Origin of the sequence: Streptomyces sp. NPDC058864, from assembly GCF_042742985.1 — a bacterium.
Classification (GTDB): domain Bacteria; phylum Actinomycetota; class Actinomycetes; order Streptomycetales; family Streptomycetaceae; genus Actinacidiphila.
Genome location: NZ_JBHYMQ010000038.1, coordinates 38260 through 62121, shown reverse-complemented (window position 1 = coordinate 62121; position 23862 = coordinate 38260). Strand labels below are relative to the sequence as shown.

Sequence of the window (23862 nt, the reverse complement as noted above, 5' to 3'; positions counted from 1 at the left end):
TTCATGTCAGCTCGGCGATCTGCTTACGCGCCGATTGCGGCAAGCGACAGTTCCCACAGACGTTCGGCGGCGTCCGGGTCGACCGCGTACGGGGCTACGCCACCGGGGGCCTTCCCCACGGCCTCGGCCGACAGCCTTTCCCCCTCGTTGTTGTCCTCGAAGTAGCGGCCGCCGATTCCTTCCAGCTGGGGTGAGGTCGCGACCAGGACGCTTGTCGCGGCGCCCTGAGCGACCGTCTTGAACCGGAACGGCGCGCCCTGGAACATGCCGAATTCCCCGGCCGTCTCGGCTTCACGCAGCTGTGCGAGTTGTTCCGGCTCCATGTAGCGAGTCAGGTTCGTCCCCAGGATCACCCCGGGGTGGACGGCGTTGGCGGTGATCCCTTCGGCTGCCCAGCGGTTGGTCGCCCCGACCGCGAAGAGGACGTTGGCAGTCTTGGACTGCCCGTAACCGAGTCGCGGGTCGTAGGGGCGGGAGGTGAAGTTGATGTCGTCGAACTCAACAGGTGAGGCATGGTGGCCGCGGGAGCTCAGCGACACGATGCGCGCGTTGCCGGCTGCCGCGAGCGCCTCGTGCAGGCCGAACGCGAGCGCGAAGTGGCCGAGATGGTTGGACGCGAACTGCAGCTCCCAACCATCTGGTGTGCGATCGAGCGTGGGCAGCTGCATCACGCCGGCGTTGTTGACGAGGATATGCAGGGGCCCTGTCCATGCGCTCGTGAAGGCGGCGATCGACGCCTTGTCGGTGAGGTCGACCCGGCCGACATGGACGGCCTTGTTGCCGGTGGCCTTGCGTATGTCGGCCGCGGCCCGCTCACCGGCGTCTGTGTCGCGGACCGCGAGGGTGACTGACGCGCCGGCATCAGCGAGGGCGCGCGCGGTCTCGGTGCCGAGACCCGAAGCCGCGCCGGTGACGACAGCTTGCTTGCCGGAAAGGTCGACACCCTCAATGACATCGGCGGCCGTCGACTCTTCTCCGAAGGGGGTGCGGATGCGCTTGGCAGATGTCATGACCTCAAGTCCTAGTCAATGGGGTAATCAGGGATGCGGAGATCGGCAGGTCTGGTTAATTGTAGACCGGTCGACTACTTCGAATGTAGGGGGCTGGACAGGGGGAATCAAAGGCCAGCAGGGTTTGATTGGAACCTGCTTCCTCTCAGCCGATAGGCCTGGACTCCCAGGGCGGTGTCGTTAGGCGGACGACGAGACCGCATTCCTGGAGCTGAATGCCCGTATGCGCAGCGCCCGCGCTGCCGCACTACTGTCCACGTACGCGGGTGAAAGTGTTCCTCTGCTCTCAGCTGTCATGCCAGACAACGACGGGGTTCTGCGGGCTCGTTGGTGAACCGAGCCGACGCCAAGCAACTGAGACTGGGCTCTCCGCCACCCCAAGCGGTGAGCGCTCCGGTCGAGGTTGGCGTAGCGGCTTTGCACGGGAGCTGCCATGGGGCGAGAGGTCGGGGCCCGTAAGCTTGCCGCGACTCGGGCAGGCCGCGACCAGGGCACCGTGGACGCCTGCACCAGCCTCAGCCGCATTCACACCATCCCGGCGCTCGGGGCCCGAAAGCTGCGGGACTTGAGCGCCGAAGACGTGGACAAGTGGCTCGGCAAGCTGGCGCAGACCCTCAGCACCCGAACTCTGGAGGGCATCCACTCCTGCCTGAACCGCGCCGTGAAGCGGGCCATGGCCCGGGACAAGGTGAAGCGCAATGTCGTGGAGCTGTGCTCGGTGCCCAAGGGGCAGCCTGGCCGGCCGTCCAAGGCGCTCACCCTCGCTCAGGCCGAGGCAGTGCTGACAGCTGCCGAACGCACCTCGATGCACGCCTGCATCGTGGTGGCGCTCCTCACCGGAGCACGCACCGAAGAGATGCGGGCGCTCACCTGGGAGCACGTCTTCCTGCGCGGCGACCCCAAGACCGACCCGCCGACCCCGCCCTGCATGGCGGCGTGGCGCTCGGTCCGCTCCGGGGGCGACGCGAAGACCAGGAAGTCACGCCGTACGCTCGCGCTCCCCGCCCGGTGCGTAGAGGTGCTGTGGCAGCACTGGGAGGACCAAGGGTGGGACCGCCTGGCGGCCGGCGATGCCTGGGAGGAACAGGGACCCGTCTTCAGCTCCGCTGTGGGCAAGGGAGGCGACGCCTCCCACGTCCGCCGGGCCTTTCGCGCGGCCCTCAAGAATGCGAACGGCGTGAACGCCGCTGAGTGGACGCCCCGGGAGCTGAGTCACAGCTTCGTGTCCCTGCTCTCGGACCGCGGGGTGCCGTTGGAGGAGATCTCGCGCCTGGTCGGCCACTCGGGGACGGCGGTCACTGAGGAGGTCTACCGGAAGCAGATCCGCCCCGTGATCCAGACTGGCGCGGTGGTCATGGACGGCATCTTCAAGCGCGATCCGAAGCCGTAGACACTCACTTAGACACTCAACAGCAAGCAGGGCCGGTTCCCTCAGTGAGGAAACCGGCCCTGACCTGCATTTTTCGGAGTCGGGGTGGCGGGATTTGAACCCACGGCCTCTTCGTCCCGAACGAAGCGCGCTACCAAGCTGCGCCACACCCCGGTGTCCCGCCCTGCCCTTGGGCCCGGCGCGACGAGGATTACTCTAGCGGACCTCCCGCTGGAGACGAAATCCGGTTTTCGCGGGCGGCTCAGGCGCCCGGGGTCAGGGTGAGCAGGGTGGCCTCGGGCGGGCAGGCGAAGCGGACCGGGGTGTAGCGGTTGGTGCCGCAGCCTGCGGAGACGTGCAGGTAGGAGCGGTGGCCGGCGGCCTCGTGGGTGGACAGGCCCTTGACCCGGTCGGTGTCGATGTCGCAGTTGGTGACCAGGGCCCCGTAGAAGGGGATGCACAGCTGTCCGCCGTGGGTGTGACCGGCGAGGACCAGCGGGTAGCGGTCGGCGGCGAAGGCGTCGAGCACGCGCAGGTACGGGGCGTGGACGACGGCGAGCGAGAGGTCGGCGTCCGTGTCGGGGCCGCCGGCGATGGCGGCGTAGCGGTCGCGCCGGATGTGGGGGTCGTCGAGGCCCGCGAAGGCGATCTCGATGCCGTCGTCGAGCTTGAGGCGGCCGCGGGTGTTGTTGACCCCGACCCACCCGGCCACGTCGAAGGCGTCGCGGACCTCTTCCCAGGGGTTGCGGGTGACGCCGATGGCCGGGTCGCTCTTGCCGTTGAGGCCGTGCACGCCCCGGACGCGCTCGACGAGGTAGCGGGCCGGGTTGCGCAGCTTCGGGGCGTAGTAGTCGTTCGAGCCGAAGACGTACGCCCCGGGGAGGTCGAGCAGCGGGCCGAGGGCGTCGAGCAGCTCGGGGACGCCGTGGGGGTCGGAGAGGTTGTCGCCGGTGTTCACCACGAAGTCCGGACGCAGCCCGGCCAGCGACTGCAGCCAGCGCCGCTTCTTGTTCTGGCCGCTCACCATGTGGATGTCGGAGACCTGCAGGACGCGGATCGGCCGCATCCCGGCCGGCAGCACCGGCACCCGCACCCTGCGCAGGCGGAACGACCGCACCTCGATTCCGGCGGCGTAGGCCACGCAGGCCGCACCGGCAGCTGTGATGCCCAGGGGTACTCCGTATCGCGCGCGCATGCCCTCCATGGTGGCAGACGGCTCGTCAGGGATAAATCTCCGGCCCTCCCGGCGACGACCTGGCAGACTCGACGCCATGACCACCACGCTCAAGCAGCGTCTGCACGACGACCTCACGGCTGCCATCAAGGGACGGGACGAGCTGATCTCGTCCACCCTCCGTCTCACCCTCACCGCGATCACCCGGGAGGAGGTCGCGGGCAAGGAGGCGCGCGAGCTCTCCGACGACGAGGTGCTGAAGGTGATCGCCCGCGAGGCGAAGAAGCGCCGGGAGGCCGCCGAGGCCTTCGAGCAGGGCGGCCGCAAGGAATCCGCGGAGCGTGAGCTGGCCGAGGGCGAGGTGCTGGACGCCTACCTGCCCAAGCAGCTGGACGACGCCGAGCTGGCCGGGATCGTCGCCGCGGCGATCGCGGAGTCGGGGGCCGAGGGGCCCAAGGCGATGGGCGCGGTCATGAAGATCGTGAACCCGAAGGTCGCGGGTCTGGCCGAGGGCGGCCGGGTCGCCGCTGAGGTGCGCAAGCAGCTCGCGGGCGGCTGACGGCGCCCGAGGGGGCGGCCGGTACGAGCGAAGGGGCGCCGGGACGGATCGGTCCCGGCGCCCCTTCGGCGTTCACGTCGCGTCCTGCGGGGATCAGCCCGCCCCGGTGCCACCGGTCTCGGGGGTGCCCGCCCCGGGGCCGGGGCCGCCGTTGTTCCCGCCGCTGCGGCCGCCGCCGGTGGTGAGGCCGTTCGCGCCGTCGCCGCCGAGGGTGTCGCCGCCGAAGATGCCGCCGAAGAGACCTTCGTCGCCACCGTTGCCGTTGCCGTTGCCGCGGTTGTCACCGGGACCGTGGTCCTCGTCATCGTCGTGGCGGGGCTTCTCGGGCTCGCGGATCGCCACCGTCGGAAGGCTGTCGGAACTCGTCCCCGCCAGGGCGCCGGACATGGCGTCCCGCCAGATCGGGCCCGGGGTGTCGGCGCCGAAGACCTTGGCGTGGTAGACGCCGCCGATGGTGATGTTGGTCATGTGGCGCTTGTGGGCCGGGTCGCCGACCCAGACCGCGCCGGCCATGTCGGAGGTGTAGCCCACGAACCAGGCGGCGTAGCGCTCGTCGGTGGTACCGGTCTTGCCCGCGCTGTCACGGTCGGACAGGCCCGCCTGCTGGCCGGTGCCGTCCTCGACCACACCCTTGAGCAGCGTGTTCAGGGTGGCCGCGGTCTGCTCCGTCATGGCCCGCTTGCACTCGGTCTGCGGCACCCTCAGCTTCTTGCCGGTGGCGTCGGTGATCGACTCGATGGCGACCGGGCTGCAGTAGACGCCCTTGTTGGCGAAGGTCGCGTAGGCGTTCGCCATGGTCAGCGGGGACACCTCCTGGCTGCCCAGGGTCAGCGAGGGCACCTGGGTGAGGGCCTTGCCGTTCGCGCGCTCTATCCCCATGGACTTGGCCATCTTGACCACCGGGCAGACGCCGATGTCGCTGATCAGCTGGACGTAGAAGGTGTTGACCGACTTCGCGGTCGCCTCCTTCATGGAGTACGGGCCCTTCTCGGACGAGTTCTCGTTCTCGACCGTGCTGCCCTCGGTGTTGACCCAGTTGCCGCTGCAGGTGGTGACGGGGCTCGGGTAGGTCATCTTGTACGGCGCGGGGTAGGTGGTCGCCGGGTCGGTGCCCTGCTCGATGGCCGCGGCCGCGGTGATCGGCTTGAAGGTCGAACCGGGCTGGTAGCCGACGCCACCGCCCATGCCCTGGTTGACCGAGAGGTTGATCTGGGTCTGGTTCTTCTTGAAGCCGTACGGGCGGGACTGGCCCATCCCGATGATCTTGCCCGTGCCGGGCTGGACCAGCGTCACGGCGGTGGCGACGTCGTCGCTCTTGTACACGTGCGCGCTGATCGAGTCCTGGACGGACCGCTGCGCCTTCGGGTCGAGGGTGGTGCGGATGGTGAGGCCGCCCTGGTCCCAGCGCTTGGAGCGCTCGGCCTTGGTCTTGCCGAAGGTCTTGTCGCTGAGGAAGACCTGGCGCACGTAGTCGCAGAAGAAGCCGGCGCCGTTCACGGCGGTGATGCAGCCGTTCTTCGGCTGGGTGATCTTGAGGGCCAGCGGCTTCTTCTTCGCCTCGTCGGCCTCGGCCTGCGTGATGTCCTTCATGTCGGCCATGCGCTGCAGCACCACGTCGCGGCGCTTCTTGGCCTCTTCCGGGTCGTTCACGGGGTCGTACCGGCTCGGCGACTGGACGACACCCGCCAGCAGCGCGGACTCGGTGAGCGTCAGGTCCTTGGCGGACTTGCTGAAGTAGCGCCGGGAGGCGGACTCGACGCCGTACGCCTGCTCGCCGAAGAAGGTGATGTTGAGGTAGTTCTCGAGGATCTTCTGCTTCCCCAGCTCCTGCTCGAGCTGGATCGCGTACTTCATCTCCTTGATCTTGCGACCGACCGTCTGCTGGGTGGCCTGGGCGACCTTGGTCGGGTCGTTGCCGGCCTCCTCGACGAAGACGTTCTTCACGTACTGCTGCGTCAGGGTCGACGCGCCCTCAGAGACACCGCCCTCCTGGGCGTTCTTGTTGAGCGCGCGCAGGATGCCCTTGACGTCGATGGCGCCGTGCTCGTAGAAGCGGGCGTCCTCGATGGCCACGATGGCCTGCTGCATCGACTTGCTGATCTTGTCGAGCCCCACGACCTTGCGGTCGCGCGAGTAGACGGTCGCGATCAGGTCGCCCTTGGTGTCCAGGATCTGGGTGCTCTGGGAGAGCGGCGGTCGCTTGAGCTCGCCCGGCAGGGAGTCGAAACCGGCGGCGGTGCCCTTGGCGCTCAGTCCGAGTGCCCCTGCCGCGGGGAGGGCGATGCCGGCCAGCACGACGCCGGCCAGGACGCTGACGCCCAGGAACTTGGCGGCCTGCTGAGCGGAACTGGTGCCGCCGCTGCTGGTGGGGCGCGATCGCTTGTGACCCATGGGGTGCAGCTTACGTTGCCATTCTTAAGACGTGGGCTCGCTTGTTCGCCTACTCTGTAACAGACAGGCGCGAACACCGAGCACACGTCTGTCCTCCCTCGTCACTCTTGTGGGTGATGAGAACTGCCCGAATTCCCGTCATATGCCAGCCATATGACGTGGATCTCAGGCCCCGGAAGTGGCGAATTGACCGTTTTGAGGTGATTCGTCCGTTCTGTCGTCGGCTCACTCCGTCGGGTGATCTGCTGCGTACCCATAGTCCGTTCGGGCCATTCAAGATTGGGCCTGAAAGGGCTGTTGCGCCGTGCCCACCTTCCGTAACGTCCTCAACTGGCAACGGTGAATATGCCGCTTGCCGCCGTGGGGGAGCCTCGAATCGGGAGAGGACGGCGCCAGCATGAGCAGCTGGGTTGTGGACTGGAGTACGCAGGCCGCGTGCCGCACGACGGATCCGGATGAGCTTTTCGTCCAGGGAGCGGCCCAGAACAGGGCCAAGGCGGTGTGCACCGGCTGCCCGGTACGCACCGAGTGCCTGGCCGACGCCCTGGACAACCGGGTCGAATTCGGCGTCTGGGGCGGGATGACCGAGCGGGAGCGCAGGGCGTTGCTGCGCCGGCGTCCCACGGTCACCTCGTGGCGCAGGCTGCTGGAGACGGCGCGCACGGAGTACGAGCGCAGCACCGGTGTGCTCCCGCTCGACGACGAGGGCTACGACGGGGACTACGGCGACTACGCCGCCGTCGGCTGACCCTGCGCGAGACGTTCGCCGATCGCGCGCAGGCCCTCGAGGTCGTGCACGTCGCCGGGCAGGGCCCCGACGTCCACCATGGGCACGTCCGGGTGCACGGAGACGAAGCGGTCGCGGGTGCGCCGCTCACGCGCGACCAGCTGCATCCGTTCGGCGTGCAGGCGCAGCAGGCCGGCGGCGAGGCGGTCGGCGTCCAGCGGGTCCGGATCCGTGGGCCGGCCCGTGACGGCGTCCTGGGCGGGCGCGGGATCGGCCGGGGAGCCGGTGGGCGATTCGGGAGAGCTCGTGTCCGCACTGTCCGTACTGGGGGTCCCTTCGCCGCCGTCGGCCGTACGGAGTCCAGCTTTCCCGCCGGGCTGATCCACAATGCCGACGCTTTGAAGATTTTCTGCAGATTCGTCAAACTCCCCGGTCAGCAGGGGAGTTGACGGATCTCCCGCACCGGGGTCGTCGGCGGCGGCCTCAGCGGTGTCCGGGTCCGCCGGGTCCACCGGATCCTCGGGGCCGTCCGGGTCTTCCGGGGCGTTCAGGTCGTCGAGGGCCTCCGCGGCCGCCAGCGCCCGCTCCGCTGTGAGCTGTGCCGCCCCGCTGCCGTGCACGCGGTTGAGCACCAGCCCCGCGAGCGGCATGTCCTCCGCCGCCAGCCGCTCCACGAAGTACGAGGCCTCCCGCAGCGCGTCCCGCTCCGGTGCGGCCACCACCAGGAACGCCGTCCCGTTCGCCTGGAGCAGCTTGTACGTGGCGTCCGCCCGGGAGCGGAACCCGCCGAACATCGAGTCCATCGCCGCCACGAAGGTCTGCACGTCGCGCAGCAGGTGCGCGCCCATGACCTTGCTGAGCGTGCCGGTCATCATCGACATCCCGACGTTGAGGAACTTCACGCCGGCCCGCCCGCCGACCTTCGCGGGTGCCATCAGCAGCCGGATGAAGCGGCCGTCCAGGAAGGACCCCAGCCGCTTCGGGGCGTCCAGGAAGTCCAGCGCAGACCGGCTCGGCGGGGTGTCGACGATGATCAGGTCCCACTCGTCGAGCGCGCGCAACTGGCCCAGCTTCTCCATGGCCATGTACTCCTGCGTGCCGGCGAAGCCCGCGGAGAGCGACTGGTAGAAGGGGTTGTCCAGGATCGCCCGGGCCCGCTCCCGGTCCGTGTGCTGCAGCACGACCTCGTCGAAGGTCCGCTTCATGTCGAGCATCATCGCGTGCAGCTCACCGCCCGCGGACTCGTCGATCCCGGCCACCTTGCGCGGGGTGTTGTCGAGTTCCGAGAGCCCCATGGACTGCGCCAGCCGGCGCGCCGGGTCGATGGTCAGCACGACGGCCTTGCGTCCGCGTTCGGCGGCGCGGACGCCCAGCGCCGCGGCCGTGGTGGTCTTGCCGACCCCGCCCGAGCCGCAGCAGACGACGATCCGGGTCCTCGGATCGTCGATCAACGGGTCGATGTCCAATACCGGACTCTCCAGGCTCATGCGACCCCCAGCCCCTGCTTCCGCAGATTTTCAGCCAATCTGTACAACCCGCCGAGATCGACCCCGTCGCCCATCAGTTCCAGCTCGTACGCCGGCAGCCCCAGCGCGGTCAGTTCCTCGCGCTGGGCGCGCTCCAGGGCCACGCGCTCCGCGTGCTCGTGCGCCTGGGCCAGCAGGGGGTCGACGAGCCGCTCCGCGAGGCCGCCGCGGCGTGCGCCGCCCAGCCCCGCCGCGGAGAGCGCCTTGGCGATCGCCGTGCGCTGCCCGTCGCGCGCAGAGGCAACGGTCGCGCCGTCCATCACCACCGGGCGCACCATGTTGATGACCACGGCCCCGGTCGGCAGCCCCGCGGCGCGCAGTTCCTCCACGCCGTCCACGGTCTCCTGGACCGGCATCTCCTCCAGGAGGGTGACCAGGTGCACGGCCGTCTCCGGGGACTTCATCACCCGCATCACGGCCTGCGCCTGATTGTGTATCGGGCCGAACCGGGCCAGCCCGGCGACCTCGTCGTTGACGTTGAGGAAGCGGGTGATCCGCCCGGTCGGCGGCGCGTCCAGCACCACCGCGTCGTACGACCGCCAGCCGGCCCGGTCCTTGCGGCGCACGGCCTCGCAGACCTTGCCGGTCAGCAGGACGTCGCGCAGGCCCGGGGCGACGGTGGTGGCGAAGTCGATCGCGCCCAGCTTCTTCAGGGCCCGGCCCGCCCGGCCGAGCTTGTAGAACATGTCGAGGTAGTCCAGCAGCGCCTGTTCGGCGTCGATGGCCAGGGCGTGGACCTCGCCCCCGCCCGGCGCGACCGCGATCTTGCGCTCCTCGTAGGGGAGCGCCTCGGTCTCGAAGAGCTGGGCGATCCCCTGGCGGCCCTCCACCTCCGTCAGCAGGGTCCGCCGTCCCTCGGCGGCGAGGGCGAGTGCCAGTGCCGCGGCGACGGTCGTCTTGCCCGTGCCGCCCTTGCCCGTCACGATGTGGAGCCTCACACCTGCGAGCCTAACCAGTAGAGGGCGGGGCTACGCAGGGGCGGGGCTGTGCCAGGCATTACAGTCCCCTCATGACCAAGTGGGAATACGCGACCGTGCCGCTGCTGGTGCACGCGACGAAGCAGATCCTGGACACCTGGGGCGAGGACGGCTGGGAGCTCGTCCAGGTCGTTCCGGGCCCGAACAACCCCGAGCAGTTGGTGGCGTACCTCAAGCGGGAGAAGAACGCGTGAGCGCGGTCGAGCAGCGGCTCGCGGAGCTCGGGCTGACTCTGCCCGCCGTGGCCGCACCGCTCGCCGCGTACGTTCCGGCCGTCCGGTCCGGCGCGTACGTGTACACCTCGGGCCAGCTGCCCGTCGTCGAGGGCAAGCTGACCTGCACCGGCAAGGTCGGTGCCGAGGTCACCGCGGACGAGGCCAAGCAGCTCGCCCGTACCTGCGCGCTCAACGCGCTGGCCGCGGTCCGTTCCGTCGTGGGTGACCTCGACCGCGTCAAGCGCGTGGTGAAGGTCGTCGGCTTCGTCGCCTCCGCCCCCGACTTCACCGGGCAGCCGGGCGTCGTGAACGGCGCGAGCGAGCTCCTCGGCGAGGTGCTCGGCGAGAAGGGCGTGCACGCCCGCAGCGCCGTCGGCGTGGCCGTGCTGCCGCTCGACGCGCCGGTCGAGGTCGAGATCCAGGTCGAGGTCGAGGACTGACGTCCCGTACCCCTCCGGCGGGCCGCGCCCGGTCACCGGAGGGGTGCCCGGGCCCGCCCGCCCGGGCCCTATCGAACATCCCCGCGGAACCGCATAGCATCCGCCACATGACCACCACGAACCAGTGGTTCCCGCCGAGCTGGCCCGACCGCATCCGCGCCCTCACCGCGGGCACCCTGGAGCCCGTCGTGCCGCGCCGTGCGGCGACCGTCGTGTTGCTGCGGGACGCCGGCGGCGGCCCCGCGGTGCACATGCTGCGGCGCCGGGCCTCGATGGCCTTCGCCGCGGGCGCCTACGCCTATCCCGGTGGCGGGGTGGACCCGCGCGACGAGCGGCCGGTGGCCTGGGCGGGACCCTCGCCGCTGGAGTGGGCCGCCCGGCTGGGCGAGGGCCTGGACCCCGCCTCCGCGCAGGCGATCGTGTGCGCGGCCGTGCGCGAGACCTTCGAGGAGTCCGGCGTGCTGCTGGCCGGGCCCGACGAGGGGTCCGTCGTCGCGGACACCACCGGCGGGGACTGGGAGGCCGATCGGCGCGCCCTGGTCTCGCGGGAGCTGTCCTTCGCGGACTTCCTCGCACGCCGCTCCCTGGTGCTCCGTTCCGACCTGCTCGGCCCGTGGGCCCGCTGGATCACCCCGGAGTTCGAGGAGCGCCGCTACGACACCTGGTTCTTCGTGACCGTGCTCCCGCCCGGCCAGCGCACCCGCGACGTGTCGGGCGAGGCGGACCGAACGGTGTGGCTGCGACCCGCCGAGGCCGTGGCCGGCTACGACCGGGGCGAGATGACGATGCTGCCGCCGACGATCGCGACGCTGCGGGAGCTGCTGCCGTACGACTCGGCGGGAGCGGCCCTGGAGGGCGCCGCACAGGGGCGCGACCTCACCCCGGTGCTGGCGAGGGCCAGCCTCGAGGGCGACGAGATCGTGCTGACCTGGCCCGGCCACGAGGAGTTCACCAAGCGCATGGGAGCCGCCGAATGACCCCGGCCCCGCAGCCCGGTGACCCCCGCGGGGAGATCGGCGGGCGGGCGACCGCCCGTGCGGTGTGCGTGCTCGCGCCGAACCCCTCGCCGATGACGCTGGACGGCACGAACACCTGGATCGTCTCCGAGCCGGACTCCGAGCTCGCCGTGGTCATCGACCCGGGGCCGCTCGACGAAGGCCACCTGACCAACGTGGTCTCCACCGCGCACTCCCTCGGCAAGCGGATCGCCCTCACCCTGCTGACCCACGGCCACCCCGACCACGCCGAGGGCGCGGGCCGCTTCGCCGAGCTGACGGGTACGCCGGTGCGCGCCCTGGACCCGGCGCTGCGGCTGGGAGACGAGGGCCTGGCCGCGGGCGACGTCGTCACCACCGGCGGCCTGGAGCTGCGCGTCGTGCCCACCCCCGGGCACACCGCGGACTCGCTGTCGTTCCACCTGCCCGCCGACCGGGCCGTGCTCACCGGTGACACCGTCCTCGGCCGCGGCACCACGGTCGTCGCCCACCCCGACGGGCGGCTGGGCGACTACCTGGACTCCCTGCGCCGACTGCAGGCCCTGACGATGCACGACGGCGTCGCCACCGTCCTGCCGGGCCACGGCCCGGTCCTCGCCGACGCGCGGGGCGCCGTCGAGTTCTACCTCGCCCACCGCGCCCACCGCCTCGCGCAGGTCGAGACGGCCGCGGAGCAGGGCCTGACGTTGCCCTCCGAGGTGGTCGCCCACGTGTACGCGGACGTCGACCGCGCCCTGTGGCCGGCCGCCGAGCTGTCGGTACGGGCGCAGCTGGACTACCTGCGGGAGCACGGGCTGATCTGACGGCCCGCACGCATCACGGACGGCGAAGGGGCGCCCACCTCCGGGTGGGCGCCCCTCCGTACGCGTACGGGCGTCAGCGCGAGCGCTTGGCCAGCCGCTCGACGTCCAGCAGGATGACCGCCCGCGCCTCCAGGCGCAGCCAGCCGCGGCCCGCGAAGTCGGCGAGAGCCTTGTTGACCGTCTCGCGGGAGGCGCCGACCAGCTGGGCGAGCTCCTCCTGCGTCAGGTCGTGCACGACGTGGATGCCCTCCTCGGACTGCACGCCGAAGCGGCGAGACAGGTCCAGCAGCGCCTTGGCGACGCGGCCCGGGACATCGGAGAAGACCAGGTCGGACATGACGTCGTTGGTGCGGCGCAGGCGCCGGGCGACGGCGCGCAGCAGGGCCGTGGAGACCTCGGGGCGGGCGTTGAGCCACGGCTGCAGGTCGCCGTGGCCGAGGCCGAGCAGCTTGACCTCGGTCAGCGCGGTGGCGGTGGCCGTGCGCGGGCCGGGGTCGAAGAGCGACAGCTCACCGATCAGCTCGCCGGGGCCGACGACAGCGAGCATGTTCTCGCGGCCGTCGGGCGAGGTGCGGTGCAGCTTCACCTTGCCCTCGGTGACGACGTACAGCCGGTCCCCGGGTTCCCCCTCGTGGAACAGCGAGTCGCCACGCGCGAGCGTGACCTCCGTCATGGAGGCGCGCAGTTCAGCGGCCTGCTCATCGTCGAGCGCCGCGAAAAGCGGTGCGCGCCGCAGAACGTCGTCCACGAGCTCTCTCCTTGTCGACATCGCTGGGTCGGTCCCCATCATGCCCGACAGCAAAACAGTGCGATCAATCACAAGTCTGTCTTATGTGCTCGTGTGATTGTGCTCCGGGGGTCCGTTTGGGGGCCGGATCGCTGCTCTCCAGGGCGATTGTCGGTGGTGAGGCTTAGGCTGGCCGGGTGTCCGATACGCCAAGTGCGCAGAAGAAACGGCGGGGTGGCGGGGCCGGGAAGGTGACCGCCACCGCGGATTCCGCTGTGAGCGAACAGACCGCCAGCACCACCCCCACCGGCCGTGCGCGGGCGTCCCGCAAGCCCGAGTCGCGGCTCGCGATGGTGCGCAGGGCCCGCCGGATCAACCGCGAGCTCGCCGAGCTGTACCCGTACGCCCACCCCGAGCTCGACTTCGAGAACCCCTTCCAGTTGCTCGTCGCCACGGTCCTGTCGGCCCAGACGACCGACCTGAGGGTCAACCAGACCACCCCCGCGCTGTTCGCCGCGTACCCGACGCCCGAGGACCTGGCCGCCGCCGACCCGGAGGAGCTGGAGCAGATCCTCCGCCCCACCGGTTTCTTCCGTGCCAAGGCGCGGGCGCTACTGGGCCTGTCCGCGGCACTCCGCGACAGCTTCGGCGGCGAGGTGCCCGGCCGGCTGGAGGACCTGGTCACGCTGCCCGGCGTCGGCCGCAAGACGGCCAACGTCGTGCTCGGCAACGCCTTCGGCGTCCCCGGCCTCACCGTGGACACCCACTTCCAGCGGCTGGTTCACCGCTTCGGCTGGACCACGGCGAAGGAGCCGGAGAAGATCGAGCAGGACATCATGGCGATCTTCCCGAAGAGCGAGTGGACGATGGTCTCGCACCGCCTGATCTTCCACGGCCGCCGGATGTGCCACGCCCGCCGCCCCGCCTGCGGCGTCTGTCCGATCGCGCCGCTGTGCCCGTCGTACGGCGAGGGCGAGACGGATCCGGAGAAGGCGAAGAAGCTGCTGAAGTACGAGATGGCCGGCGGTCCGGGGCAGCGGCTCAAGCCGCCGCCGGGGTTCCCGGGCAAGGCGGCGCCGTCGCTGGAGGTGGAGTGACGCAGGCACGACCCGGCATCGACGACGTCACGCTCGACCGCGAGGGGCTGCCGTCCTGGCTCGGCCCGGTGGTCCGCGCGGTCGACGCCGTACGGCCCGAGCAGCTCAGCCGCTTCCTGCCGCCGCCGAGCGGCGGCAGGCCCTCCGCCGTCCTCATCCTCCTCGGCGCGGGGGCCGACGGGCCCGAACTGCTCCTGATGGAACGGGCGGCGTCCCTGCGTTCGCACGCGGGGCAGCCCTCCTTCCCGGGCGGTGCCCTCGATCCCGAGGACGGCGACCCGGAGGGCGAGGGCCCGCTGCGGGCCGCACTGCGCGAGGCGTGGGAGGAGACCGGCCTCGACCCCTCGGGGGTGCAGGTGTTCGGGGTGCTCCCGCGGCTCTACATCCCGGTCAGCGACTTCGTCGTGACGCCGGTCCTCGGCTGGTGGCGCACGCCGTCCCCGGTGGGGGCGGTCGATCCGGCCGAGACCGCACGGGTGTTCACCGTCCCCGTGGCGGATCTCACCGATCCCGCCAACCGCGCCACGGTGACCCATCCCAGTGGCCTCCAGGGGCCCGCGTTCCTGGTGCAGGGCGCCCTGGTGTGGGGTTTCACCGCGGGCCTGATCGACCGGATCCTGCACCACGCGGGCTGGGAACGACCATGGGATCGTGCAAAGACGGTCCCGCTGGGCTGATCCTCCATGAGACGGTGTCCAGGTGAATGTGCTGGACATCGTGCTGCTGTTGGCCGCCGTGTGGTTCGCGATCGTGGGCTACCGCCAGGGATTCGTCGTCGGCGTGATGTCGGTGGTCGGTTTCCTCGGTGGTGGTCTGGTCGCGGTCTACGTGCTGCCCGCGATCTGGAACGCGGTCACCGGCAACGCCCAGCCCGGCACGGTGGCGGTGGTCGCCGCGGTGGTCCTGATCATCGTGTGCGCCTCGGTGGGCCAGGCCTTCACCACCCACCTCGGCAACAAGGTCCGTACGCACATCAGCTGGTCTCCGGTGCGCGCGATCGACGCCGTCGGCGGCGCCCTGGTCAACGTCCTGGCCATGCTGCTGGTCGCCTGGCTCATCGGCTCCGCGCTCGCCACCACGACCACGCTGCCCAGCCTCGGCCGTGAGGTCCGCTCCTCCCGGGTGCTGCTGGGGGTGGCGCAGATCGTGCCGCGCGAGGCCGACAACTGGTTCGCCGACTTCAGTTCGGTGCTCGCGCAGAACGGACTGCCCCAGGTCTTCTCGCCGTTCGGCAACGAGCCCATCACCGCCGTCCCCGCCCCCGACCCGGCGCTCGCCGACAGCGCGGTCGTCGGCCGCGCGCGGCGCAGCATCGTCAAGGTCGTCGGTACGGCACCGAGCTGCGGCAAGGTGCTGGAGGGCACCGGCTTCGTCTTCGCCCCGCACCGGGTGATGACCAACGCCCACGTCGTCGGCGGTGTCGACAACCCGACCGTGCAGATCGGCGGCGAGGGCCGGGTCTACGACGGCAAGGTGGTGCTCTACGACTGGCAGCGCGACATCGCGGTCATCGACGTACCGTCCCTGGACGCGCCCGCGTTGTCCTTCAGCACCACCGACGCCCGGTCACGCGACGACGCGATCGTCGCCGGCTTCCCGGAGAACGGCGGCTTCGACGTGCGTGCCGCCCGGGTGCGCGGCCGCATCCCCGCCTCGGGCCCGGACATCTACCACCGGGGCACCGTCGAGCGCGACGTCTACTCGCTGTACACGCTGGTCCGCCAGGGCAACTCCGGCGGACCGCTGCTCACCCCCGAGGGCAAGGTGTACGGCGTGGTGTTCGCCAAGTCCCTCGACGACGCGGACACCGGCTACGCACTGACGGCGGACGAGGTCCAGGCGGACGTCCGGGCCGGGCGTACGGCGAACGGAGAGGTCGACACCCAGAGCTGCGCCCTGTAAGTCCGGGGAGCGCCCTCCGGGGAGGAACGCCCACCGGGGAGCCGCCGGTCGGTGCGGGCCGCCGTCAGTCGCTGCGGGTATGCCTCAGCCGGGCGCCCACCCAGCGGGCGCGGCGCCTGAGGATGTGGGGAATGCCGAGTCGGGAGCCTCCGGACCCATGGTCCGGGGCCTGCGTCCCGGTGGTGACCCGCGCCCTGTCGGCGCGGCGGTCGCGTGACACGTCACGGTAGTCGTGCGTCCAGCCCATACCGAGCTGTCTGCCCGGGGTCCATGGTCGGTAACCGCCTGGCGCTCCATCAGTTGGCCTATGCGCCCGGCATTTGGCCGATCGTCATACTGGATCAACGGTCCGGTTCGGGGTCCTTGAGCCAGTTGACCAGCTCGGCCGAGAACGCGGCCGGATCCTCCTCGTGGGGAAAGTGGCCCAGCCCGTCGAAGAGCCGCCAGCGGTACGGCGCCTCCACGTACTCCCCGCTGCCCGCGGCGTGCCGGGCCCGCATCGCCGGGTCGAGCGAACCGTGCAGGTGCAGCGTGGGCACCCGCACCGGGCGCTTCATCCGCCGGTTGAACTGGAAGCCGTCCACCCGGGCCAGCGAGCGCACCATCCAGCGGTACGGCTCGACCGAGCAGTGCGCCGTCGACGGGATGAGCATCGCCCTGCGGTAGACGTCCACCGTCTCGTCCTCCGGCAGCCGGGGTCCCGACCAGTCCCGCAGCAGCCGTCCGACCAGCGCCGCGTCGTCCGCGACCAGTTGCCGCTCCGGGACGAACGGGCGCTGGAACCCCCACACGTAGCCGCCGGCCGCGCTGTGCCGCACGTCCGTCAGCATCGCCGAGCGCCAGCGCCGCGGGTGCGGCATGGAGCACACCGCGAGCCGCCGGACGAGCTTGGGCCGCATCGCCGCCGCCGTCCAGGCCAGGTAACCGCCGAGGTCGTGCCCGACCAGCGCGGCGTCCGGCTCGCCGAGCGAGCGGATCACGCCGGTGACGTCGAGCGCCAGGTTGGCGGGGTCGTAGCCGCGCGGTGTGCGGTCGCTGCCGCCCACCCCGCGCAGGTCCATCGCGACGGCGCGGAAGCCCGCGTCGGCCAGCGCGGTCAGCTGGTGCCGCCAGGTCCACCAGAACTGCGGGAAGCCGTGCAGCAGCAGCACCAGGGGGCCGTCGCCGAGCTCGGCGATGTGGAAGCGGGCACCGTTCGCGGCGACGTCCCGGTGGGTCCAGGGCCCGTCGATGCGTACCGGGGAACTATCAGCGACCGTCATGCCCCGAGCGTGTCACACCTTGGCCGCCACCGTGGCCTCCGTCCCGCCGGAGGGGGTGCTGCGGGGGTGCGGCTTGACCCCCTGCAGCACCGCTGCGGTCTCCTTCGCCGAGGCGATGCTGCGCTCCGGCTTCTTGATCTTCTTGAACTTCGAGCGCGCCATCAGGCCCAGCAGACCGGCCAGCACCAGGTAGGCCCCACCGACGATGAGGAACGACCAGGCGAGGCCCAGCCCCAGGTTGTGGATGCCGTACGCCGCCGCGAAGCTCAGCACCGGCAGCGAGAAGAGCGCCAGGATGCCGGCGGCGCCCACCGCCCCGCCGCCGATGCCGGCCCGCTTGACGTCCTGCCTCAGCTCCGCCTTGGCGAGGGCGATCTCCTCGTGGACCAGCTCGGACAGGTCCGCCGTCGCCGAGGCGAAGAGCTGACCGAGGCTGCGGCTTCCGTTGGGGCTCACGGTCACCCCCACGTTCACGGGCTCGTCCGCTCGGCTCATCGGGTCCTCCGTCGTCGTCATGGTGCGTCAGTCGTCATCCGGGGCAAACGGGTTACCCCCCGATCATGCCCGACTCATCCTCGTCGCTGCCCCCGGAGCGCGCCACTTCCGCGAGCCTGCGGTGTTCGGCCGCCTTCGCCTCGTGGATCGCGGCCATGCGCAGGTGGAACTCCGGGTTCGCCCACTCGTAGACGTCCGGGACGCCGTCGAGGTCCTCGTCGCGTTCCTCGTCCTCGCACATGCGGCGGTACTTGGCGTTGCGGAGCTTGAGCAGTACCGCTGCGAGCAGCGCGGAGATGAACGAGCCGATCAGGACGGCGGCCTTGACCTCCTCGGTCAGCACCTGGTCGCCCTCGAAGGCCAGCTCGCCGATGAGCAGGGAGACGGTGAAGCCGATCCCCGCGAGCGTGGCGACGGCCAGGACGTCGGCCCAGGCCAGGTCGGGGTTGAGCTCCGCGCGGGTGAAGCGCGCCGCCAACCAGGTGCCGCCGAACACCCCGACCGCCTTGCCGACGACCAGTCCCAGCACCACGCCCAGCGTCTCGGGACGGCCGAACACCTCGCCGACCGCGCTGCCGGCGATCGGCACTCCCGCGGAGAAGAGCGCGAACAGTGGCACCGCGAGTCCGGCCGAGAGCGGCCGTACGAGGTGCTCGATGCGCTCTCCGGGGGACTGCACCTCGCCCTCGCGGCGGTGGCAGCGCAGCATCAGGCCCATCGCGACGCCCGCGATCGTGGCGTGCACCCCGCTGGCGTGCATCAGCGCCCAGTTGACCAGCGCGAGCGGCACGTACACGTACCACCCGCGCACCTCCATGCGGAGCAGCAGGCGGAACAGCACGAGCCCGGCGACGGCCAGGGCCAGCGCCACCAGGTTGATGCCCGAGGTGAAGAAGACCGCGATGATCAGGATCGCGAAGAGGTCGTCCACGACCGCCAGGGTCAGCAGGAACGCGCGCAGCGCGGACGGCAACGACGTACCGAGAACGGCCAGCACCGCGAGGGCGAACGCGATGTCGGTCGCCGTCGGCACCGCCCAGCCCTGCAGGGAACCGCCGCCGGCGGCGTTGACCACCGCGTACACGACCGCGGGCATCACCATGCCGCAGACCGCCGCGATGACGGGGAGCGCCGCGGCCGAGGGACGGCGCAGCTCACCCGCCACCAGTTCCCGCTTGAGCTCGATGCCCGCGACGAAGAAGAAGACCGTCAGCAGCCCGTCCGCGGCCCAGTGGCCCACCGACAGGTCCAGGTGCAGCGATTCGGGCCCGAAAGCGAAGGCGACGGTGGACCGGTACGAGGTGCTCAGGGGGCTGTTCGCCCAGATCAGCGCGATGACCGCGGCCAGCAGCAGCATCACGCCGCCCACCGTCTCCGTCCGCAGCGCGTCGGCGACGTAGTTCCGTTCGGGGAGGGGCATCCGGCCCAGGAAGACGGAACGGCGGCGGTTGGTCGCGGTCACGGGGGGTGGACCTCCGGTCGGGCTCGGCATGGCTGATCACCTTGCCGACCAGACTTCCCGGCACGCCCCGATTCACTGTTGCGTTTCTTACGCGTCCAGCATTTTATCGGGTCGGCGCCGGAGCCTCCGGCGTTCTTCACATTACGGACAATCGCCGGACGTCGCAGGGACCGCCCAGCACCGCCCAGCACCGCCCCGGAACGGCGAAGAGGCCCCCGCGGGGGCCTCTTCGGTGCGGTGACGGGGACCGGTCAGTCCTCGCTCGCGGCGCTCGGAAGCTTGGTCTGGATGAGGTCCATGACCGTGGAGTCCGTCAGCGTGGTGACGTCCCCCAGCTCCCGGTTCTCGGCGACGTCGCGCAGCAGACGCCGCATGATCTTGCCGGAGCGGGTCTTCGGCAGCTCGGCCACCGTCAGGATCCGCTTGGGCTTGGCGATCGGGCCGAGGGTCTTGGCGACGTGGTCGCGCAGTTCGGCGATCAGCTCGTCGCCGTCGTCGGACGCGGCGGTGCCGCGCAGGATCACGAAGGCGACGATGGCCTGGCCGGTGGTGGCATCGGCGGCGCCGACCACGGCCGCCTCGGCGACCTTCGGGTGCGAGACGAGGGCCGACTCGACCTCGGTGGTGGAGATGTTGTGGCCCGAGACGAGCATGACGTCGTCGACCCGGCCGAGCAGCCAGATGTCGCCGTCGTCGTCCTTCTTCGCGCCGTCGCCGGCGAAGTAGCGGCCCTCGAAGCGGGACCAGTACGTGTCCAGGTAGCGCTGGTCGTCGCCCCAGATGGTGCGGAGCATCGACGGCCACGGCTCGGTGAGGACGAGGTAGCCGCCGGAGCCGTTGGGCACCTCGCGGGCCTCGTCGTCCACCACGGTCGCGGAGATGCCGGGCAGCGGACGCTGCGCGGAGCCGGGCTTGGTCTCCGTCACGCCGGGCAGCGGGGAGATCATCATGGCGCCGGTCTCGGTCTGCCACCAGGTGTCCACGATCGGGCAGCGGCCGCCGCCGATGTGCTCGCGGTACCAGATCCACGCCTCGGGGTTGATCGGCTCGCCGACACTGCCCAGGACGCGCAGCGAGGACAGGTCGAACTTGGCGGGGATGTCGTCGCCCCACTTCATGAAGGTGCGGATCGCCGTGGGGGCGGTGTAGAGGATCGTGACCCCGTACTTCTGGACGACCTCCCAGAAGCGGCCCTGGTGCGGGGTGTCGGGGGTGCCCTCGTAGAGCACCTGGGTGGCGCCGTTGGCCAGCGGGCCGTAGACGATGTACGAGTGCCCGGTGACCCAGCCGACGTCGGCGGTGCACCAGTAGACGTCGGTCTCCGGCTTCAGGTCGAAGACTGCGTGGTGGGTGTAGGAGGTCTGCGTCAGGTAGCCGCCCGAGGTGTGCAGGATGCCCTTGGGCTTACCGGTGGTGCCGGAGGTGTAGAGGATGAAGAGCGGGTGCTCGGCCTCGAAGGCCTCCGGGGTGTGCTCCGCGGACTGCCGCTCGACGATCTCGTGCCACCACACGTCACGGCCCTCGGTCCACGCGACCTCCTGGCCGGTGCGCCGGACGACCAGCACCTTCTCCACGCCGGCGGAGCGGCCGACCGCGTCGTCCACGGCGGGCTTGAGGGCGGACGGCTTGCCGCGGCGGTAGCCGCCGTCGGCGGTGATGACCACCTTGGCGTCGGCGTCGTCGATGCGGGCGGCCAGCGCGTCGGCCGAGAAGCCGCCGAAGACCACCGAGTGCGCGGCGCCGACGCGGGCGCAGGCCAGCATCGCCACGACGGTCTCGGGGATCATGGGCATGTAGATCGCGACCCGGTCGCCGGACGTCACGCCCAGCTCGGTGAGGGCGTTCGCGGCACGGCTCACCTCGTCCTTGAGCTCGGCGTAGGTGATGGCCCGGCCGTCGCCGGGCTCGCCCTCGAAGTGGATCGCCACGCGGTCGCCGTTGCCGGCCTCGACATGCCGGTCGACGCAGTTGTAGGCGACGTTCAGGGTGCCGTCGGCGAACCACTTCGCGAACGGCGGGTTGGACCAGTCCAGGGTCTCGGTCGGCTCCTTCGCCCAGGTCAGCCGGCGGGCCTGCGCCGCCCAGAAGCCCAGTCGGTCGTCACCGGCCTGCTGGTAGGCCTCCGCGGTCACATTGGCACCGGCCGCCAGCTCGGCGGGCGGAGCGAACCGGCGCTCCTCCTTCAAAAGGTTGGCCAGGCTCTCGTTGCTCACGCCGTGCTCCTTCGCAGGGTGTCCTCTTGTGTCCCACGGCATAGCTCACCAGCCGGAGGGGCGGAATGACAAGGGTCCGCGGCAAAAATTGGTTTAGACCTGTCGTGGTGAAGCGCCGCCCTTAACGGGTCCGGCCCGCCGGCGGGTGCACGGCGGGCCGGGGCGGGTGGGCCGCCCGCGGCGGGCGGCCCCGGTCAGACCGTGTCGAGGACTTCCGGTCGTACGGCGGCGAACGTGCCGCTCCCGGTGTCGAGGACGTAGGCCTGGGCCTCGGCGACGTGGAAGTACATCCCGTGCAGTTGCAGCGACCCCTCGGCCACCCGGCGGGCGACGCAGGCGTGGGCCATCAGGTGGTCCAGTTGCTGCACCACGTTGACGAGGCAGAGCCGTTCGAGGTCGTCGGCCACCGGCCGGTCGGCGAGGGCGACCTCGCCGCGTCCGGGCCGGCCGGTCCGCTCCAGCCGGGCGAGGCTCGGGCGGCCGTGGCGGAGCCAGCGGGCCAGCGGGGTCTGCGCCCCCGGCTCGTGGCCCGCCCCGCTCAGCAGCGCCTGCATGGCGCCGCACCCGGAGTGCCCGCACACCGTGATGCTGCCGACCTTCAGCACCTCCACCGCGTACTCGATGGCGGCGCCCACCGAGTCGCAGGAGGCGTCGGCGCCGGGCGGCGGCATCAGGTTGCCCACGTTGCGCACGGTGAACAGGTCACCGGGCCCGCTGGAGGTGATCATGCTGGTGACCAGGCGGGAGTCGGCGCACGTCAGGAAGAGCTGGGTGGGCCGCTGCCCGTCGCGGGCGAGCCGCGCGAGCTCGTCCCTGACCAGTGGCGCCGTGTTGCGCTGGAAGGCGCTGAGCCCGCCCACCAGCTGACCGGCGGCCCCCGCCTCCGTGCCCGGCTTGGTGCAGTGGTGGTTGCGCCACGGCGTCCAGGGGCGGCAGGCGTGCGCGCTCGACGGGACCGTGATCGGCGTGCCCGAACGGCCGGTGAGGGTCGCCCAGCCGCCGCGCGCCCGGTGGCCGTCGCGCCAGTGCTGCAGCGACTCGTACGCCGCGTGGTCCATGAAGGAGCCGTCCAGGGTGATCACGGCGCTGGCGCCGTCCGGCACCTCCGCCAGTGCCCGGGTCAGCCGGGGCACCGCGAGGAAGGTCAACTGCCCTCGTACGTGCACCTGGTGGACGCCGGACTCCTCCGCCACCGTGATCCGGGTGTGCGTCAGCCGGCGCAGCGAGAGGAAGACGGCCACCGCGATGCCGGTCAGGACCCCCTCCAGCACGCCGAGCAGCAGCACCGCGCCGAGCGTCGCCGCGTAGACCGGGAACTCCCGGTGCCGCTGCACGTGCCTGATGTGCGCGAAGCTCACCATCTTCACCCCGACCACCATCACCAGGGCGGCGAGGGCGGCGAGCGGGATGTGCTCCAGCAGCCCCGCCAGCAGCCCGGCGCACAGCAGCACCCACAGCCCGTGCAGCGCCGTGGCGCGGCGCGTCCGCGCGCCCGCGGCCACGTTGGCCGAGCCGCGGATCGCGCCGCCGGCCACCGGCAGCCCGCCGAGCAGGCCCGAGAGCACGTTGGACGTGCCCTGGCCGATCAGCTCCTTGTTCAGGCGGGCGGGGACGGCGTCCCCGGGCGCCCCGCGCCCGGAGCGCAGCTTGTCGATCGCCACCGCCGACAGCAGCGACTCCATGCTCGCGACCAGGGTGACGGTCAGGACGGCGGCGGCGATGCCGAGCACCGGCCCGTGCGGCAGCCCGGGGAGCGCCACCGCGTGCCAGGCGGGCAGGTCGACCCGCGGCACCGCGATGGGGGCGCCGACGGCGGTCGCCGCCGCGATGGCGGCGAGCGGTGCCGGGACCGTGCGCAGCGCCTTTCCGGCCCGCCCGGGAAGGCGCGGCCAGCCGATCAGCACGAGCACCGTCACCCCCGCGATCAGCAGGGCGCCCGGGTGCGGGGAGGACAACTGCTGCGGCAGGGCGGCCAGATTGGTGAGGGCCGAGCTGTCGGGAACGGCGCCGAGCACGACATGGAGCTGGGCGAGCGCGATGGCGGCGCCGATACCCGCCAGCATGCCGTGCACGATCGCCGGACTGACGGCAAGCGCGGCCCTGGCCACCCGCAGGGTGCCCAGGGCGAGTTGGGCGAGGCCGGCCAGCACGGTGATGGCGCACGTGGTGCGCCAGCCGTACCGGTGGATGAGCTCGGCGGTGACCACCACCAGGCTGGTGGCGGCGCCGCTGACCTGGAGCGGCGCACCGCCCATCAACCCCGCGACGATGCCGCCGACGGCGGCGGCGATCAGCCCCGACTGCAGCGGGGCGCCGGTGGCCAGGGCGATGCCCAGCGACAGGGGGACGGCGATCAGGAAGACGGTGATCGAGGCCGACAGGTCGTGCCGCCAGGCGGCGGCCGGCCCTTCGTCGGCGCGGGGCGGTGGTGGCAGATCCTGCGGTGGGGTCTGCGACTGCTGCATCTGTGGTTCTGGAGTGGCGTGCATGTTCCCGTCTCCTCCGGGGCGGCGCGGCT

At 71.3% G+C, this 23862-nt stretch carries 21 protein-coding genes, 1 tRNA gene and 1 pseudogene; 10 read left to right on the top strand and 13 right to left on the bottom strand.

Going from position 1 to position 23862, the window contains the following annotated elements; all coding sequences use genetic code 11:
* Positions 1-23: 23 nt before the first annotated feature.
* Positions 24-1010, bottom strand: coding sequence for an SDR family NAD(P)-dependent oxidoreductase (locus ACFW3D_RS25890; RefSeq protein WP_500507568.1), 987 nt, complete (start codon positions 1008-1010; stop codon positions 24-26).
* A gap of 475 nt (positions 1011-1485) precedes the next feature.
* On the opposite strand from ACFW3D_RS25890, the pseudogene ACFW3D_RS25885 reads away from it, so the two are divergent.
* Positions 1486-2400 (top strand): annotated as a pseudogene (locus tag ACFW3D_RS25885) (tyrosine-type recombinase/integrase); the annotation flags it as partial.
* A 79-nt stretch (positions 2401-2479) separates the two neighbouring features.
* Here ACFW3D_RS25885 and ACFW3D_RS25880 read toward each other — a convergent pair.
* Both ACFW3D_RS25880 and ACFW3D_RS25875 read right to left on the bottom strand, forming a co-directional pair.
* Positions 2480-2553, bottom strand: a tRNA-Pro gene (locus ACFW3D_RS25880).
* Between the two features lie 88 nt (positions 2554-2641).
* A complete protein-coding gene (locus ACFW3D_RS25875) occupies positions 2642-3574 on the bottom strand; it encodes a metallophosphoesterase (RefSeq protein ID WP_500507566.1) in 933 nt (310 codons plus the stop codon).
* A gap of 76 nt (positions 3575-3650) precedes the next feature.
* Between ACFW3D_RS25875 and ACFW3D_RS25870 the strand changes: the two genes are divergently transcribed.
* Positions 3651-4112: a GatB/YqeY domain-containing protein gene (locus ACFW3D_RS25870; RefSeq protein WP_500507564.1), complete on the top strand. Its 462-nt coding sequence runs from the start codon at positions 3651-3653 to the stop codon at positions 4110-4112.
* A 93-nt stretch (positions 4113-4205) separates the two neighbouring features.
* Here the strand turns inward: ACFW3D_RS25870 and ACFW3D_RS25865 are convergent, their stop codons facing one another.
* Positions 4206-6503, bottom strand: a complete 2298-nt coding sequence (locus ACFW3D_RS25865; RefSeq protein WP_500507562.1) for a transglycosylase domain-containing protein — start codon at positions 6501-6503, stop codon at positions 4206-4208.
* Positions 6504-6900: 397 nt separating this feature from the next.
* Between ACFW3D_RS25865 and ACFW3D_RS25860 the strand changes: the two genes are divergently transcribed.
* A complete protein-coding gene (locus ACFW3D_RS25860; protein ID WP_500507560.1) occupies positions 6901-7251 on the top strand; it encodes a WhiB family transcriptional regulator in 351 nt (116 codons plus the stop codon).
* Here ACFW3D_RS25860 and bagB read toward each other — a convergent pair.
* Together bagB and bagA are read right to left on the bottom strand one after the other, a co-directional pair.
* Positions 7233-8717 carry an ATPase BagB gene (gene bagB / locus ACFW3D_RS25855; protein ID WP_500507558.1) on the bottom strand — a complete coding sequence of 495 codons (1485 nt, stop codon included), beginning with the start codon at positions 8715-8717 and terminating at the stop codon, positions 7233-7235. The two genes, ACFW3D_RS25860 and bagB, sit on opposite strands and share 19 nt — an antisense overlap.
* Positions 8714-9694, bottom strand: a complete 981-nt coding sequence (gene bagA / locus ACFW3D_RS25850; protein ID WP_500507556.1) for an ATPase BagA — start codon at positions 9692-9694, stop codon at positions 8714-8716. The genes bagB and bagA overlap by 4 nt, the downstream gene beginning before the upstream one ends.
* Positions 9695-9765: 71 nt before the next feature.
* On the opposite strand from bagA, the gene sp36 reads away from it, so the two are divergent.
* The 4 genes from sp36 (at position 9766) to ACFW3D_RS25830 (ending at position 12186) form a co-directional block, all read left to right on the top strand.
* Complete coding sequence (sp36, locus tag ACFW3D_RS25845; protein ID WP_319134706.1) at positions 9766-9927, top strand: Sp36 family protein; 162 nt, start codon at positions 9766-9768, stop codon at positions 9925-9927.
* The gene (locus ACFW3D_RS25840) at positions 9924-10388 is read left to right on the top strand and encodes a RidA family protein (protein ID WP_500507554.1); all 465 of its coding nucleotides are present in this window, start codon (positions 9924-9926) and stop codon (positions 10386-10388) included. Before sp36 ends, ACFW3D_RS25840 begins: the two co-directional genes overlap by 4 nt.
* Positions 10389-10495: 107 nt before the next feature.
* Positions 10496-11365, top strand: coding sequence for an NUDIX hydrolase (locus ACFW3D_RS25835; protein WP_500507552.1), 870 nt, complete (start codon positions 10496-10498; stop codon positions 11363-11365).
* Positions 11362-12186, top strand: coding sequence for an MBL fold metallo-hydrolase (locus ACFW3D_RS25830; RefSeq protein ID WP_500507550.1), 825 nt, complete (start codon positions 11362-11364; stop codon positions 12184-12186). The genes ACFW3D_RS25835 and ACFW3D_RS25830 overlap by 4 nt, the downstream gene beginning before the upstream one ends.
* Positions 12187-12259: 73 nt before the next feature.
* Here ACFW3D_RS25830 and ACFW3D_RS25825 read toward each other — a convergent pair whose 3' ends face one another.
* Positions 12260-12934 (bottom strand): Crp/Fnr family transcriptional regulator, encoded by a 675-nt coding sequence (locus ACFW3D_RS25825; protein ID WP_431950174.1) that lies wholly within the window; start codon positions 12932-12934, stop codon positions 12260-12262.
* A gap of 254 nt (positions 12935-13188) precedes the next feature.
* Between ACFW3D_RS25825 and nth the strand changes: the two genes are divergently transcribed.
* The 3 genes from nth to ACFW3D_RS25810 are packed head-to-tail and all read left to right on the top strand — an operon-like array spanning position 13189 to position 15912.
* Positions 13189-14010: an endonuclease III gene (gene nth / locus ACFW3D_RS25820; protein WP_500507548.1), complete on the top strand. Its 822-nt coding sequence runs from the start codon at positions 13189-13191 to the stop codon at positions 14008-14010.
* Positions 14007-14687 carry an NUDIX hydrolase gene (locus ACFW3D_RS25815; protein WP_500507546.1) on the top strand — a complete coding sequence of 227 codons (681 nt, stop codon included), beginning with the start codon at positions 14007-14009 and terminating at the stop codon, positions 14685-14687. The genes nth and ACFW3D_RS25815 overlap by 4 nt, the downstream gene beginning before the upstream one ends.
* A 22-nt stretch (positions 14688-14709) precedes the next feature.
* Complete coding sequence (locus ACFW3D_RS25810; protein ID WP_500507544.1) at positions 14710-15912, top strand: MarP family serine protease; 1203 nt, start codon at positions 14710-14712, stop codon at positions 15910-15912.
* A 64-nt stretch (positions 15913-15976) separates the two neighbouring features.
* Here the strand turns inward: ACFW3D_RS25810 and ACFW3D_RS25805 are convergent, their stop codons facing one another.
* The 6 genes from ACFW3D_RS25805 to ACFW3D_RS25780 form a co-directional block, all read right to left on the bottom strand.
* The gene (locus ACFW3D_RS25805; protein WP_500507542.1) at positions 15977-16159 is read right to left on the bottom strand and encodes a hypothetical protein; all 183 of its coding nucleotides are present in this window, start codon (positions 16157-16159) and stop codon (positions 15977-15979) included.
* A 94-nt stretch (positions 16160-16253) separates the two neighbouring features.
* Positions 16254-17174: an alpha/beta fold hydrolase gene (locus ACFW3D_RS25800; protein WP_500507540.1), complete on the bottom strand. Its 921-nt coding sequence runs from the start codon at positions 17172-17174 to the stop codon at positions 16254-16256.
* Between the two features lie 12 nt (positions 17175-17186).
* Positions 17187-17669, bottom strand: coding sequence for a phage holin family protein (locus tag ACFW3D_RS25795; RefSeq protein WP_500507538.1), 483 nt, complete (start codon positions 17667-17669; stop codon positions 17187-17189).
* 52 nt (positions 17670-17721) lie between these two features.
* Positions 17722-19161 carry a Na+/H+ antiporter NhaA gene (nhaA, locus tag ACFW3D_RS25790; RefSeq protein WP_500507536.1) on the bottom strand — a complete coding sequence of 480 codons (1440 nt, stop codon included), beginning with the start codon at positions 19159-19161 and terminating at the stop codon, positions 17722-17724.
* 221 nt (positions 19162-19382) lie between these two features.
* Positions 19383-21344, bottom strand: coding sequence for an acetate--CoA ligase (acs, locus tag ACFW3D_RS25785; RefSeq protein ID WP_500507535.1), 1962 nt, complete (start codon positions 21342-21344; stop codon positions 19383-19385).
* Positions 21345-21538: 194 nt separating this feature from the next.
* Positions 21539-23833, bottom strand: a complete 2295-nt coding sequence (locus tag ACFW3D_RS25780; RefSeq protein WP_500507533.1) for a SulP family inorganic anion transporter — start codon at positions 23831-23833, stop codon at positions 21539-21541.
* Positions 23834-23862 lie beyond the last annotated feature (29 nt).

Coding starts and splice junctions, on each gene's coding strand:
- ACFW3D_RS25890 (WP_500507568.1), bottom strand. CDS start 1,010: ATGACATCTGCCAAGCGCATCCGCACCCCCTTCGGAGAAGAGTCGACG.
- ACFW3D_RS25875 (WP_500507566.1), bottom strand. CDS start 3,574: ATGCGCGCGCGATACGGAGTACCCCTGGGCATCACAGCTGCCGGTGCG.
- ACFW3D_RS25870 (WP_500507564.1), top strand. CDS start 3,651: ATGACCACCACGCTCAAGCAGCGTCTGCACGACGACCTCACGGCTGCC.
- ACFW3D_RS25865 (WP_500507562.1), bottom strand. CDS start 6,503: ATGGGTCACAAGCGATCGCGCCCCACCAGCAGCGGCGGCACCAGTTCC.
- ACFW3D_RS25860 (WP_500507560.1), top strand. CDS start 6,901: ATGAGCAGCTGGGTTGTGGACTGGAGTACGCAGGCCGCGTGCCGCACG.
- bagB (WP_500507558.1), bottom strand. CDS start 8,717: ATGAGCCTGGAGAGTCCGGTATTGGACATCGACCCGTTGATCGACGAT.
- sp36 (WP_319134706.1), top strand. CDS start 9,766: ATGACCAAGTGGGAATACGCGACCGTGCCGCTGCTGGTGCACGCGACG.
- ACFW3D_RS25835 (WP_500507552.1), top strand. CDS start 10,496: ATGACCACCACGAACCAGTGGTTCCCGCCGAGCTGGCCCGACCGCATC.
- ACFW3D_RS25830 (WP_500507550.1), top strand. CDS start 11,362: ATGACCCCGGCCCCGCAGCCCGGTGACCCCCGCGGGGAGATCGGCGGG.
- ACFW3D_RS25805 (WP_500507542.1), bottom strand. CDS start 16,159: ATGGGCTGGACGCACGACTACCGTGACGTGTCACGCGACCGCCGCGCC.
- ACFW3D_RS25800 (WP_500507540.1), bottom strand. CDS start 17,174: ATGACGGTCGCTGATAGTTCCCCGGTACGCATCGACGGGCCCTGGACC.
- ACFW3D_RS25795 (WP_500507538.1), bottom strand. CDS start 17,669: ATGAGCCGAGCGGACGAGCCCGTGAACGTGGGGGTGACCGTGAGCCCC.
- nhaA (WP_500507536.1), bottom strand. CDS start 19,161: ATGCCGAGCCCGACCGGAGGTCCACCCCCCGTGACCGCGACCAACCGC.
- ACFW3D_RS25780 (WP_500507533.1), bottom strand. CDS start 23,833: ATGCACGCCACTCCAGAACCACAGATGCAGCAGTCGCAGACCCCACCG.